This window comes from Thermomonas sp. (genome assembly GCF_047606765.1).
Taxonomy (GTDB): Bacteria; Pseudomonadota; Gammaproteobacteria; order Xanthomonadales; family Xanthomonadaceae; genus Thermomonas.
In genome coordinates, this window is record NZ_JASGED010000053.1 from 1 (window position 1) to 12,485 (window position 12,485).

Here is a 12,485-nt window from a genome sequence, read left to right on the forward strand (position 1 = left end):
CAGCTTTGCCTGGTTGGAGAAGAACCGAAGGCTGTGGAAGAACTGCGAGCGCAAGCTCAACACCAGCCTGCAGTTCATCCATCTGGCCTTCCTGGCGCTATTGCTCAGAAGACTTTGAACAGGCTCTGAGTGCAACGCCCGAGAGCGTGGCGACATGGCCCGAGGCGCAGCAGCGCATCTTCGAGGCGATGCCGCGCTGGGTGTTCGTGCCGTTCGCCATCGCCACCGTCGGCGGCGTGCTGGGTGCGCTGGGCCTGCTGCTGCGCAGGCGCTGGGCGGAGCCGTTGCTGTTGCTGTCGTGGCTGGCGATCATCGTGCAGTTTGCTTCCACCTACCTGACCACGCCGCTGTGGGCATTGACTGGCGTGCGTGGTGCGCTGTTCCCTGCCTGTATTGCAGTGGTCGGTTTGTTCCTGTGGTGGTTTGCACGCAAGGCGTCGGCGCGCAGGTGGTTGCGCTGATGTGCAAGATGAAAATCGCTTCGTTCCTGCTGCTGTGCCTGCTGTCGTTCGCGGCGTGGGCCGACAATGCCGAGTTGGCGCAGTTGGCTGTGGAGGATCAGGCCGTTCGGATGGGTGGCACCGATCCGCGATCCGATGATGCGCGCCGGGAGCGCGTGCTGCAGATCATGGCCGGCGGTGGCGTGGCCTCGCCGAAGGACAAGTTCAACGCGGCGCTGGTGCTTCAGCACACCGGCTTGGCCTTCTGCGACGGGCAACTGAAGAGCCTGAGTGCGGAGAACTACCTGCTCGCGCATTTCCTGTTCAAGGAGGCGATGCAGGGTGGCATCAAGGAAGCGAACTATCTGGTGGCGGCATCGATTGATCGCTACCTGAGTTTCACCAAGGGGCAGCAGCGTTACGGCACCAACCGTGTCATCGATCAGACGACGGAAAAGGAAATGCTGGTGCCCATCGACCGCAGCGTCACGGATGAGGAGCGTGCGCTCTACGGTGTGCCGCCGCTTGAAGAATTGCTGCGGCAGTACCCGGAGCAGTCGGGCGGTCGCTGACGATCCACGCCGCAGTCGGTGGCATCAACCGGCTGCGCGCGCCTTCAACATCGCATAGGCCGCACGCAGTCCCATCGCTTCGCCGCCGGTGGGCCTGCCGGGGCGGTCGCTGTCGTTCCATGCGTACACATCGATGTGCGCCCAGCGCTGGCCTTCGCTGACGAAGCGTTCCAGGAACAGCGCGGCGGTGATGCTGCCGGCCATGGTGGAACTGCTGCCGTTGGCGATGTCGGCAACGTGGCTGGTGAGATAGCGCAGGTAGGGTCGCCACAGCGGCATCCGCCACAGCGGGTCGCGCGCCTGCGTGCCGGCACTCAACCAGTCGTTCGCAAGCTGTTCGTCGTTGGCGTACAGCGCCGGCAGTTCCGGGCCGAGGGCCACGCGCGCAGCGCCGGTCAGGGTGGCGAAGTCCAGCAGCAGGTCGGGCGTGAGTTCGCAGGCGCGGGCCAGCGCATCGCACAGCACCATGCGGCCTTCGGCGTCGGTGTTGTCGATCTCCACGCTCACGCCCTTGCGGGTGCCCACCACTTCGCCGGGGCGGAACGCATTGGGGCCGACTGCGTTCTCCACCGCCGGCACCAGCACGGTGAGCCGCAGCGGAAGCTTGCGCGCCATGATGAGTTCGGCCAGCGCCAGCGCATGCGCACCGCCGCCCATGTCCTTCTTCATGTTGCGCATGCCGGTGGCGTTCTTGAGATCAAGACCACCCGTGTCGAAACACACGCCCTTGCCGCACATGGCGACGTGCGGATGCGCAGCGTCGCCCCAGGTCATTTCGATCAGGCGCGGTGCGCGATGCGAGGCGCGGCCAACGGCGTGGATCGCGGGGTAGTTCTGTTCGAGCAGTGCATCGCCGGCGGTGACGGTGATGGATGCACCGTGCGTGCTGGCGATGCTGCGCGCAGCCGCTTCCAGTTCGTCCGGGCCCATGTGCTCGGTCGGCGTGTTGACCAGGTCGCGCACGCGCACGCAGGCGGCGAGCAGGTCGAAGGTTTCGGCATCGAACTCACCAACCAGACGCGGCATCGGGCGTGTGTGCTTGCGATAGCGGTCGAAGCGATAAAGACCCAAACCCCAGCCAAGCTGCAAGGCGGCGCGTGCGTCGGCATCCAGCGTGTTCGCAATCTTCCAGTCGCCGACCGGCAACGTCTTCACTGCGTGCGAATAGGAAAACGGATCGCATGCATCGCCGATGCCGATTACCGCGCCTGCGAGCTTGCCTTCGGCATCGGCCCAGCTCTGCGCGCTGCCGGCGCTGGCGTCGAAGCGCTGCGCAGCCAGCCACGCCTGCACCGGCGCGGGCTGCGCGTCGCGCCATGCGGCGAAGCCGGCCTTGTCGATGATGTGCAGCGGCAGTGCAGTATTGGAGGATGCGGTGAAACCGGCGGGCAGGTTCATGCGGCTTGGTCTTCGGCGGCGTGTGCGTCCAGCCAGTCGGCCAGCGCGATGAGGGTGGTGACGTGCAGGTCGGCCTGCGCAAGATTGGCAGGCCAGCTATGGTCACCGCGATCGATCCAGCAGGTATGCAGACCGGCATTGGCGGCACCGGCGATATCGGTATGCGGATGGTCGCCAACGTGCAGCACTTCGCCCGGCTGCAGGCCCAGCCGGCGGCAGGCCTCGTGGAACAGCCCGGCATCCGGTTTGGCCGCGCCGTATTCGCGCGCGCCCAGCTGGAAGCGGAACAGGTCGGCGATGCCGATGGCGGCAAGATCGGCATTGCCGTTGGTCAGCGCCGCCACCGGCAGCCGCGCGGCGATGCGGCGCAGGCCGTCCATCGCATCGGGATAGAAATCCACGCGGTTGCGCTCGCCGAAGAAGATCGCGTAGGCGGCGCTGGCAAGGCCGGGATCGCCGTCGCTTTCATGCAGCGCGCGTTCGATGGTCAGGCGGCGCAGCAGGCCAAGATCGTGCGCGTGCTGCGGGAACTCGGCGAACACCCGCTCGCGCAGGGCGCGCATTTCGCTGATCGGGAAGCGCTCGGCGGTGCGTGGGCTGTGCTCGACGAACCAGCCGTGCAGGGCTTGTTCGATGCGTTCGCCGATGGGCGCGAACGGCCACAGGGTGTCGTCGAGGTCCAGGGTGATGGCGCGGATGGGAAGCTTCACGCGGGCATTGTAGGCCGCTGCCGGGGGCGATGCCGTGCTCGGCGTCGCGCTTGGGTTTCAGGCCCGCGCCGGGCGTCATTCCAGCAGTCTTGCCCAGCCTTCCATGCCGTCCAGCCGGGCCAGCACGATCTTCACGCAGACCAGCATCGGCACTGCCAGCAGCAGGCCGACGATGCCCCACATCCAGCCGAACACCATCAGCGCCAGGATCAGCACCAGCGGCGACAACGCCATCCGCCGGCCCAGCACGATGGGCGTGACGATCTGCCCTTCCAGCGTGTGCAGGCCCAGATAGATCGCCGCCGGCACCAGCGCCTGCAGCGGGTCTTCGAAGCTGGAAAAGCCCATCAGCAGCATCACCACCATGCCGATCAGCGGGCCGACATAGGGCGCAAAGTTGAGGATGGCGACCAGCGTGCCCCACAGCAGGGCCTGGCCGAGGGCAAGATCCATCCCGAAGAACAGCAGCGCGGCGAACACCAGCCCCACCACCGCGTTGATCAGGCTGATGGTCAGCACGTAGCGGCTGACCTCGGTCTCGATGGTATGCAGGATCTCCACCGTCACCTTCTTCTTCTGCCGGTCGGGCAGCAGGGCGATGGCATGCCGCTGCAGGTCCTGCCCATAGACCATGAAGAAGAAGGTCAACAGCACCACTGCAAGCATCGATGCCGCCAGTCGCGGCGTGGCGATCAGCGCCCGGTATGGATCGTTGGCTTCGGTGCGCACCACCTGCACCTTGCCGGCGCTGTCGCCGCCGGCGACGCGGGCGATGTTCTGGGCGGCCTTGTTGGCATCCTGCACCGGTTTGGTCAGCTTCTGCAGCTTGGGCGCCAGCGAGCGCAGCTCGCGCGGGGCCTCGCGGATCCACTCGCTGGCCGGCTGCACCAGTTGCTGGCCCAGCAGCACGGTCAGCGCGATGCCGCTGCACAGCACCGCCAGCGCAGCCACAAAGCGCGGGATGCGGATGCGCAGCAGCAGGCGGATGATCGGATTGCCGACCAGCGCGAAGAACATCGCCAGCAGCACCGGCAGGATCAGGTCCTGCGTGGCCCACAAGGTATAGCCGACCGCCAGCACCGCCAGCACCACCAGCGACATCGGCCCGCGCGGGCGCGGCGTCGGTGCTTGCGGTGTGGAGGGTTCGATGGCGGCGGGTGCTGCGGACTCGGGCGGCAGGTTCATGCGTTGTCGTCGGTCGATGATGTGGATGTGGTGGTATCGGCATCATCCGCATTCGGCGGTTGCGCATCGCGTCTTGCCAGCAATCCGGGCAACAGACCGGCCAGCTTCAGCAGGTCGCCGCCATCCACCAGCCGCAATGGCCGCGCGTGACCCACCGCGAAGCCGGCAGCCAGTCCGGCGACGACGATGCGCCACGGCGTCCAGCCCGCGTGCCAGGTCGCTTTTGCCTGTTGCACATGCGCCCGCGTGCGTTGTTCGCGCGCTTCCAGCTGGCGTTCGGCGCGCGCCACGCGCTCGATCAGCGGGCGCAGGCTCATGGCGCGTCTGCCTGCGGTGTTGGTGGCTCGGCTTCGTCGTCTTCGTTCTCGTCTGCGGACGGTTCGGCAAGCCCGAACCGTGCCAGCTGGCGACGGGTTGCGTGCATGCGCGTATGTGCGAAGTGGTGCATGGCGAGGATGCCGGCGGCGATGGTCAGGCCGATGCTGAGTGCGGCGGCAATCAGCAACGCCGCAAGCCAAGACAGGCCCGCCGCCTGCAATGCGGCGATGGAGACCGCCATCAGCAGCAGCCATGCGGACGCGCCGAAGGCGATCGCAGCGGCGGTAAACACCAGCGTGCGCACCAGTGCGCTGCGCGCCAGCGCGAAGTCGGCGGCGATCAGGCTGCGCAGCGCCTTCAGCGTATCGCCCGCTGCATGCAGACTGGCGCGGCTGTCCTCGCCCAGCGCGTGCAGCGCTTCGCGAAGGCCGGGCGTGCCCTTGTCCGGCGTGTCCCCCGTGTCCGCCATGCGCGCGGCTTACTTGTCGCTGCGACCGAGCTTGGAAATGATCCAGCCGGCCGCGAAGGCCACGCCGAACGCGGCCAGTGGGCGTTCGCGGATCAGGTCGGCGGCGCTGTCGAGCAGGTCGCGGCCCTTGTCCATCAGCGCGTCCATTTGTTCGCCCGCCGCGCCGCCCAGATGCTCGGCGGCATTGATGCCGGATAGCGCGCCATCGGCCAGTTCGGCCTTCATCTGCGCCTTGCCCAGCTTCATTTCCTCGCCTGCGGCGCTGGCCGCGCCCTTCAGTGCATCGCTGGCAGCCACCGCCGCCTGCTTGAGGTGGGCGCTGGCTTCGCCAAGATTGGCCTTGACTGCATCGGTATTGGTGCTCATCGGGCTGTCCTTGTGGTTGGAAGCGAATCGTCAGCTTGGCATCACGTGCGTGATGCGGCCGTCATGGTGGTTCCTGCGTCACTGCATGGGGACGTTGTAGGCGCGACCGTTGCGCAGCACGCGCAGCACCAGCTGCTGCGGGTCGGAGGAAACGCTGGCACGGAAGCCGGTGAGGTCGCTGAACTCGCCACTGCTGGCGGCCAGCACCACATCACCAGCGCGCAACCCGGTCTCGGCCACGCGGCTACCGCGCTCCACGCTTTCGATCAGCACACCGGCCAGGCCCTGCCGGCGCAGGGATTCCGGCAACTCGGCGAAACGCGCGCCGGCAAGGCGTGGGTCAAGCTGCGCGCCGTCCAGCGCCTTCGGCACTTCGCGCAGGCCGCTGGTGATCTGCAGCGGCTTGCCGTCGCGGCGCACGTCCAGCGTGAGCCTTGCGTCCGGCGTTTGCAGGCCCTGGAAGTTGCGCAGTGCCTCGGTATCGCTGATGGACTGGCCGTTGGCGGACAGGATCACGTCGCCCACCTTCAGCCCGGCAGCGCCAGCGGCGGAACCGGGATGCACGCGCGTCACCACCACGCCGCGCGCTTCGCTCATGCCCAGCCCGCGCGCGATGCGCTCGTCCACGTCCTGGGTGTCGATGCCAAGCGTGCCGCGCCGTACCACGCCGCCGGCCAGCAACTGGTCCTTGATGCGGCCCGCCAGATTCACCGGGATGGCGAACCCCAGCCCGATGTTGCCGGCCATCGAACCACGCGGATTGAAGCTGGCGGTATTGATGCCGATCAGCCTGCCGTCCAGGTTGACCAGCGCACCGCCGGAATTGCCGGGATTGATGCTGGCATCGGTCTGGATGAAGTTCTGGAAGCCCATGCCCGGCAGGTTGTTGCGGCCCACGGCGGAAATGATGCCGCTGGTGACGGTCTGGCCCACGCCGAATGGATTGCCGATGGCGACCACGAAATCCCCGATCTGCAACTGGTCGCTGTCGGCCATCGGAATGGCGACAAGGTTCTGCGCCGGGATGCGCATCAGCGCGATGTCGGTGTCCGGGTCGTTGCCGATGAACTCCGCCTTCAGCGTGCGTCCGTCCGCCAGTTGCACCTGCACGGCGTCGGCGTTTTCCACCACGTGGTTGTTGGTCAACACCAGCCCGCGCTGGGCATCGATGATGACGCCTGAACCCAGCGAACGCGCGATGCGTTCCTCCGGGATGCCGAACATGCGGCGGAATACCGGATCGTCGCCGAACGGCGTGTTGACCCGGATGCGCTGCTCGGTGTTCACGCTCACCACCGCCGGCAGCACCTTCTTCAGCATCGGCGCCAGCGACGGCACCGGCGCGCCGTTGACCGCCGTGGGCAACGCGGCGGCGGCAGGTACGGCGGTGGATGTGATCGGGGCTGGCGGTGCGGCGGTGGCCGGCGTGTCCAGCATCAGGTGCAGGCCGGTGGCGGCGAATGCGCCGAACGCGGCGGCGGCACAGAGGGCCAGAAGAGTGCGACGGGCGGGGCTGGATGCGTGTTGCATTGCGGGACGACTCCGGGTTGCAGACGGTCGGGCAGCGGTGGGCTCGTATTCATACTGTCCGCCGCCACGCTTGAATCCTGTGTGAAACCGCGCCCGGATGCCATGCCGCGACTAGCGGTTCCTGCGTGCCTGCCAGGTGTCCATGAACTCCTGCACCTTGCGCGTGCGGCCATCGTCGTTGCCGAACTGGCGGCTGAAGTTGGCAAGGCTGGCGCGCAGCAGGGGTTCCGCCTCGTCCAGCCGGCCCATCTGGGTCAGGGTCTGCCCCAGCACCGCCATGTAGATCGAGGTCTGCCAGTGATCGATCGGCAGGATGCGCCTTGCCAATGCGAGGTTCTGCCGCTGGATGCCGATCGAGCGTTCGCGCTGGCCCACATCGCGCAGCGACATCGCCAGGTTGTGCGACAGCACCAGCGTGTCCGGGTGGCTGTCACCCAGCGCCCGTCGCTCGGCGGCAAGCGCGCGTTCGAGATAGGGGATCGCCTCGCTGTCGCGATCCGTGCTGCCCAGCAGCATCGCCAGGTTGTTCAGCGACGTGCGGGTGTCCATGTCGTCGTCGCCGTAGCGGCGTTCGCGGATCGCCAGCACTTCGCGGAACAGCGTCTCGGCATCGTCAAAACGCTTGCCGAACTGATAGCTGGTTGCCAGTTCGTTGAGCGCGCGCTGGGTCTCGGTATGTTCGATGCCAAGCTGCGCGCGCGCCCGTTGCAAGGCCGGTTCCAGCAAGGCATTGGCCTCGTCGAAGCGCTTCAGCCGCGCCAGCACGCGGCCCAGGTCGATGGCAGAACCCAGCGTTTCCGGGTTGTCCTTGCCGAACACGCGCACGTTGATGTCGTGAATGCGGCGGTAGCGCTGCTCGGCGCGCATTTCCTCGCCCAGATCCATGTCCACGTTGGCGGCCCGCCGCAGCATGTCGCGCGTGCCCGCATGGGTCTCGCCCAGCGTGCGCGCGGTTTCGGCAAGCAGCGGTGCAAAGGCGTCGCCTGCCGCCTCCAGCTTGCCGCGCTTCCAGTCGATATGCGTCATCCGGCCACGCAGCTCCAGCAGCAGGGCCGCGTCGGGCGCGGTGGCGGCGCGTTCGTCGGCCAGCGTGGCGGCGAACACCGCATGCGCCTCATCCCATTTTTCCTGCCGGGTCAGCGCGATGCCCAGCAGGGTGCGCGTGCGCTGCCGGTCGGCAGCATTGGCGGGCAGCAGCTTCAGCGCCGCGCGTAACTGCTTTTCGGCGGCGCTGAAGTCATCAAGGCCAAGATAGGCCGTCGCCAGACTGCTGCGCAGCACGGCCTGAATGTCCGGCGCCTTGGCGAAGCGCTGCATCGGCTGGCCGGCAGCGCGGTCCAGCAGTTCACGCGCGCGGATGTCCGGCTCACCGCTGGCGTAGGGGTCGGCGTAGTGGAACAGGTCGTCGGTCAGGAAGCGGGTGACCGCTTGCGAACGCGCGGCTTCGCGCTGGGCTTCGCTGCGCTGTTGTTCGGCGATGCGCGCCTGCTCGCGCGCCAGGTTCGACTGCCACAGTGCCACGCCGGTGCCGGCCAGCAGGGCGATGCCCACGATGCCCGCCGCTGCCGCCAATGTGCGGTTGCGGCGCAGCCACAGCCTGCCGCGTTCCCCGCGTGACAACGGCACGGCGGCGATGGGCCGGTTATCCAGCCACGCGCGCAGGTCGTTGCCCAGCGCATCGGCGGAGGCATAGCGCGCGTCCGGGTCGCGGCGCAGGCAGGCCTGCACGATGGCCGCCAGATTGCCGCGCACCGCCTTCGCCAAGGTCACCGGGGTCAGCTCGCCGCGCTGCGCGGCCAGCTCCGGGCTTGCATGCGCGGCGGCGCGGGGCAGTGGCTCGGGTTCGCGTTCCAGTTGCTGCAACTGTTTTGCCAGCGGCGTGTCGCCGGTCAGCCCGAACGGATGCGCGCCGGACAACAACCGATGCAGCACGATGCCCAGCTGCCAGATGTCGGTGGCGGTGGTGATCGGCGCGTCGTGCAGTTGTTCGGGCGATGCGTATTCGAAGGTCAGCGCGCGGTCGTTGGTGCGGGTGGCCTCGAAGCCGGCGTCCAGCTGCCGGGCGATGCCGAAGTCCAGCAGCTTGACCTGACCGCCGGCATCCACCAGCAGGTTGGAGGGCTTCAGGTCGCGATGCACCACCAGATTGCGATGCGCATAGCGCACCGCGTCCAGCACCTGCAAAAACAGCACCGCGCGCTCGCGCAGGCCCAGCATGCGCGCGTCGCACCAGCGGTCCAGCGGCATGCCGTCGATCAGTTCCATCACGAAATACGGCTCGCCCTCGGCGCTGATGCCGCCGTCCAGCAAGGTGGCGATGTTGGGATGCTGCAAGTCCGCCAGGATCTGCCGCTCGCGCTGGAACCGTTCGCGCGCGGCAGGGGAATCGGCGGTGGTGCGGATCAGCTTGAGTGCGGCCTGTTGCGCATACGCGCCATCGCTGCGCTGCACCCGATACACCGCGCCCATGCCGCCCCGCCCAAGCACGCCGATGATCCGCCACGCGCCGATGCTGCGGCCCGACATCGGCTCGATGAACTCGCTTTCGCGACCACCATCGTCATTGGCGTGGCCCAGCGCATCGTTCCAGCCGGGTGCCGAGGCAAACGGGTCACCGGCGCGCGCATCGCCCGCCAGCAACGCATCCACCTGCGCGCGCAACGCGGCATCGCCCGCGCAGGCTTCGGCCAAAAACTGCGCGCGTTGTCCGGCATCCAGTTCAACCGCCGCGCAGAAGAGTTCAAATGCGCGTTGTGCGCGCTCCACCGCGCCGCTCATGCCGACAACGCCGCGAACAGGAACGCCCGCGCCTTGCGCCAGTCGCGGCTCAGCGTGCTGCCGCTGATCCCCAGCATGTCGGCGATCTCCGGTTCCGAATACCCGCCGAAATAACGCAGCTCCACGATCTGCGCCGCGCGCGGGTCGATCCGTTGCAGCCTGCCCAGCAAGTCTTCCAGCGCCAGCACATCGACCACCGCCGCCGCTTCAACCCCAAGATTGGCGGTGAGCGTCAGCGCGTCTTCGCCGCTGCCGCGCTTCTGCGCCTTGGCATGGCGGGCGTGATCCACCAGCACCTGCCGCATCGCCCGCGCCGACAACGCCAGCAGGTGGTTGCGGTCGCTGGCCGCCAATTGCGCGCCGCCCAGTTTCAGATAGGCCTCGTGCACCAGCACCGTGGTGTCCACCGCATCGCGGCTGCGCCGTAGCTGCAAGCGCGCGGCGCGCTTGAGTTCTTCATAGACGGCGAGAAAGGCGGAATCCAGCGCCGCATCGTCGCCGGCACGGGCGCGCGCAAGCAGGGCAGTGACCGAAGCCGGGGGCGGAGCAGGGGCCATCTGCGCGGGTTCCGTGCGGGGAGGACGTGCGGGAAAAAGATGGATGACAAGGTTTGGCCCGAAGTTTCGCATAGGTGAAAGACGGCCTGCATTCCGCGTGGCCGGCATACCACCAACGGGGAATCAAATCATGTCCAAGCAACAGCACAACCGCCGCCGGCACGCGCCGGGCCTTTCCCTCCTGACCGTTGCCCTGCTGGGCGCACTGTCGATGCCCGCCTGGGCGGTGGACCCGGTCTGTGTGGATGCCAATGGCGACCCCATCACGCCGGCACCAACCACCGATCAGGGTGAAGAAGATGGCCGGGACAACGCGACCTGTAGCACTTCGGCCAGCGCGTATGGTCAATTCAACAACGCCAGTGGCTTATTCAGCAGTGCGTTTGGCCGCACCAACAAGGCCAGCGGAAACTCCAGCAGCGCGTTTGGCAGTGGCAACACCGCCAGTGGCGGTGCCAGTAGCGCATTTGGCGCCAGCAATACCGCCAGTGGTGACTCCGGCAGCGCATTCGGTCGCGGCAACACTGCCAGCGGCCTAAACAGCGGTGCGTTCGGCCAGATCAACACCGCCAGCGGTACAGAGAGCAGTGCATTCGGCTCCGGCAACAACGCGGGTGGTCTTTTCAGCAGTGCGTTCGGTCGCGGCAACATCGCCAATAATTTCTTCACCAGCGCGTTCGGTCTCGAAAACGAAGCCAGCGGCGATACCAGTACCGCGTTCGGCACCGGCAACATCGCCAGCGGCTCGGAGAGCAGCGCGTTTGGTCGTCTCAACAGGGCCAGTGGCGAAAACAGCAGCACGTTTGGCTTCACTAACCTCGCCAGCGGTGAAAACAGCAGCGCCTTCGGCAGTGGTAACTTCGCCACTGGCATTCTCAGCAGTGCGTTCGGTTTCAACAATCGCGCCAATGGCGACAACAGCAGCGCGTTTGGTCTCGAAAACATTGCCAGTGGCGTGGACAGTAGTGTCTTCGGCAGAAGTTCACAGGCGTTGAATACCGGCAGCACCGCGATCGGGTTTGACGCCATCGCCGATCGCGACTTCTCGGTGGCCGTGGGCAAGGCCGGCGGCGAACACCAGATCATCCACATGGCTGATGGCACCGAGGATTTCGATGCCGTCAACGTGCGCCAGTTGCGCATGCTGGCAACATGGATGGGCGGCGGCGCAAGCTTCACCGGCGGCGTGTTCACCGCGCCCAGCTTCACCATCCAGGGCGCGAGCTTCAGCACCGTGGCGGAGGCCTTTGCGGCAGTGGATGCGCAGTTGACCACGCTGGCCGGCACTGTCGGTGGCACGCCCGGCCCGCAGGGTCCGGCTGGCCCGGCAGGTCCCACCGGCCCGCAGGGCGAGCAAGGCCCGGCGGGTGCCGATGGCGTGAGTTCCGCGCTGGCGGTGGAATACGACGATGACGGCCACGCCACCATCACCCTTGCCGGTGGCGGCAGCGACGGTTGCGCGGCGGCACGGGGGATTGCACCGAGTGAATGCGGCAACGGCGGCAACGACGGCACCCAGATCAAGAACCTGGCCGATGGCGTTGATCCCATGGATGCGGTCAACCTGCGCCAGTTGCAGGCCGGTGATGCCGCCACGCTGACGGCATCGAACAGCTATACCGATACCAAGGCTACGCAGACGCTGGCATCGGCCAATGCCTACACCGACCAGAAGTTCGCCGCGTGGAATGACACGTTCACCCAGTACCAGCAGCAGGTGGACGTGCGCTTCGCCCAGACCGACAAGCGCATCGACACCATCGGTGCGATGGGCAACGCGATGACCCACATGGCGGTCAACGCCGCCAACGGCAGCGGCGCAAAGGGCCGGCTTGCGATTGGTGTGGGCGCGCAGGGCGGTGAAGGCGCGGTGTCCATCGGCTACGGCAAGCGCGTGGGGGATCGCGGTTCGTTCTCCATCGGCGCCAGCTTCGGCAGTGGCGAATCGTCCGCCGGCGCGGGTTTTGGGTTTGATTTGTAAGGCGGGCATCGTGCCCATCGTGGCGGGGTAAACCCCACCACTTCCCTCTCCCGCTTGCGGGAGAGGGTGGCGAAGCGGGGTGTGGGTGTTCTTGCGGTGACGCTTGCCCCTCATCCGCCTTCGGCACCTTCTCCCCGCGCAGCGGGGAGAAGGAAGAAAGAGCATGTCCTCCCCGCAACGC

12 protein-coding genes and 1 pseudogene are annotated in these 12,485 nt (G+C 67.2%); 4 read left to right on the plus strand and 9 right to left on the minus strand.

Features of this window, described 5'->3' with window-relative positions:
• The 3 genes and pseudogenes from QM612_RS04890 to QM612_RS04900 all read left to right on the plus strand — a co-directional run.
• Window positions 1-118: pseudogene (locus tag QM612_RS04890) on the plus strand (IS5/IS1182 family transposase); the annotation flags it as partial.
• Window positions 119-146: 28 nt separating this feature from the next.
• Window positions 147-461 (plus strand): hypothetical protein, encoded by a 315-nt coding sequence (locus QM612_RS04895; protein WP_415252776.1) that lies wholly within the window; start codon window positions 147-149, stop codon window positions 459-461.
• An 8-nt stretch (window positions 462-469) separates the two neighbouring features.
• Entirely contained in the window at window positions 470-1,012 is a 543-nt protein-coding gene (locus QM612_RS04900; RefSeq protein WP_415252777.1) for a hypothetical protein, read from the plus strand.
• A gap of 24 nt (window positions 1,013-1,036) precedes the next feature.
• On the opposite strand, the gene QM612_RS04905 is transcribed toward QM612_RS04900, so the two are convergent.
• From QM612_RS04905 to QM612_RS04945, 9 genes are all read right to left on the minus strand, one after another.
• The gene (locus QM612_RS04905) at window positions 1,037-2,410 is read right to left on the minus strand and encodes a leucyl aminopeptidase family protein (RefSeq protein ID WP_415252778.1); all 1,374 of its coding nucleotides are present in this window, start codon (window positions 2,408-2,410) and stop codon (window positions 1,037-1,039) included.
• Complete coding sequence (locus QM612_RS04910; RefSeq protein ID WP_415252779.1) at window positions 2,407-3,120, minus strand: HAD family hydrolase; 714 nt, start codon at window positions 3,118-3,120, stop codon at window positions 2,407-2,409. Before QM612_RS04910 ends, QM612_RS04905 begins: the two co-directional genes overlap by 4 nt.
• A 75-nt stretch (window positions 3,121-3,195) precedes the next feature.
• Entirely contained in the window at window positions 3,196-4,305 is a 1,110-nt protein-coding gene (locus QM612_RS04915; protein WP_415252780.1) for an AI-2E family transporter, read from the minus strand.
• Window positions 4,302-4,622 (minus strand): hypothetical protein, encoded by a 321-nt coding sequence (locus QM612_RS04920; RefSeq protein WP_415252781.1) that lies wholly within the window; start codon window positions 4,620-4,622, stop codon window positions 4,302-4,304. The genes QM612_RS04915 and QM612_RS04920 overlap by 4 nt, the downstream gene beginning before the upstream one ends.
• Window positions 4,619-5,092, minus strand: coding sequence for a phage holin family protein (locus QM612_RS04925; RefSeq protein ID WP_415252782.1), 474 nt, complete (start codon window positions 5,090-5,092; stop codon window positions 4,619-4,621). Before QM612_RS04925 ends, QM612_RS04920 begins: the two co-directional genes overlap by 4 nt.
• A 9-nt stretch (window positions 5,093-5,101) precedes the next feature.
• A complete protein-coding gene (locus QM612_RS04930) occupies window positions 5,102-5,458 on the minus strand; it encodes a hypothetical protein (protein WP_415252783.1) in 357 nt (118 codons plus the stop codon).
• 78 nt (window positions 5,459-5,536) lie between these two features.
• On the minus strand, window positions 5,537-6,988 hold the full coding sequence (locus QM612_RS04935) for a trypsin-like peptidase domain-containing protein (protein ID WP_415252784.1): 1,452 nt from the start codon (window positions 6,986-6,988) through the stop codon (window positions 5,537-5,539).
• A 111-nt stretch (window positions 6,989-7,099) separates the two neighbouring features.
• Window positions 7,100-9,766, minus strand: coding sequence for a protein kinase domain-containing protein (locus tag QM612_RS04940; protein WP_415252785.1), 2,667 nt, complete (start codon window positions 9,764-9,766; stop codon window positions 7,100-7,102).
• Complete coding sequence (locus tag QM612_RS04945) at window positions 9,763-10,323, minus strand: ECF-type sigma factor (protein ID WP_415252786.1); 561 nt, start codon at window positions 10,321-10,323, stop codon at window positions 9,763-9,765. Before QM612_RS04945 ends, QM612_RS04940 begins: the two co-directional genes overlap by 4 nt.
• Window positions 10,324-10,453: 130 nt before the next feature.
• Here QM612_RS04945 and QM612_RS04950 point away from each other — a divergent pair, with 130 nt between their 5' ends.
• Window positions 10,454-12,304 (plus strand): hypothetical protein, encoded by a 1,851-nt coding sequence (locus QM612_RS04950; protein WP_415252787.1) that lies wholly within the window; start codon window positions 10,454-10,456, stop codon window positions 12,302-12,304.
• The last annotated feature ends 181 nt before the right edge of the window (window positions 12,305-12,485 follow it).

What these genes read in the sequence shown, in the direction of transcription:
- QM612_RS04900 (WP_415252777.1), top strand. Translation starts at nt 470, where the DNA reads ATGAAAATCGCTTCGTTCCTGCTGCTGTGCCTGCTGTCGTTCGCGGCG.
- QM612_RS04905 (WP_415252778.1), bottom strand. Translation starts at nt 2,410, where the DNA reads ATGAACCTGCCCGCCGGTTTCACCGCATCCTCCAATACTGCACTGCCG.
- QM612_RS04915 (WP_415252780.1), bottom strand. Translation starts at nt 4,305, where the DNA reads ATGAACCTGCCGCCCGAGTCCGCAGCACCCGCCGCCATCGAACCCTCC.
- QM612_RS04920 (WP_415252781.1), bottom strand. Translation starts at nt 4,622, where the DNA reads ATGAGCCTGCGCCCGCTGATCGAGCGCGTGGCGCGCGCCGAACGCCAG.
- QM612_RS04925 (WP_415252782.1), bottom strand. Translation starts at nt 5,092, where the DNA reads ATGGCGGACACGGGGGACACGCCGGACAAGGGCACGCCCGGCCTTCGC.
- QM612_RS04930 (WP_415252783.1), bottom strand. Translation starts at nt 5,458, where the DNA reads ATGAGCACCAATACCGATGCAGTCAAGGCCAATCTTGGCGAAGCCAGC.
- QM612_RS04935 (WP_415252784.1), bottom strand. Translation starts at nt 6,988, where the DNA reads ATGCAACACGCATCCAGCCCCGCCCGTCGCACTCTTCTGGCCCTCTGT.
- QM612_RS04940 (WP_415252785.1), bottom strand. Translation starts at nt 9,766, where the DNA reads ATGAGCGGCGCGGTGGAGCGCGCACAACGCGCATTTGAACTCTTCTGC.
- QM612_RS04945 (WP_415252786.1), bottom strand. Translation starts at nt 10,323, where the DNA reads ATGGCCCCTGCTCCGCCCCCGGCTTCGGTCACTGCCCTGCTTGCGCGC.
- QM612_RS04950 (WP_415252787.1), top strand. Translation starts at nt 10,454, where the DNA reads ATGTCCAAGCAACAGCACAACCGCCGCCGGCACGCGCCGGGCCTTTCC.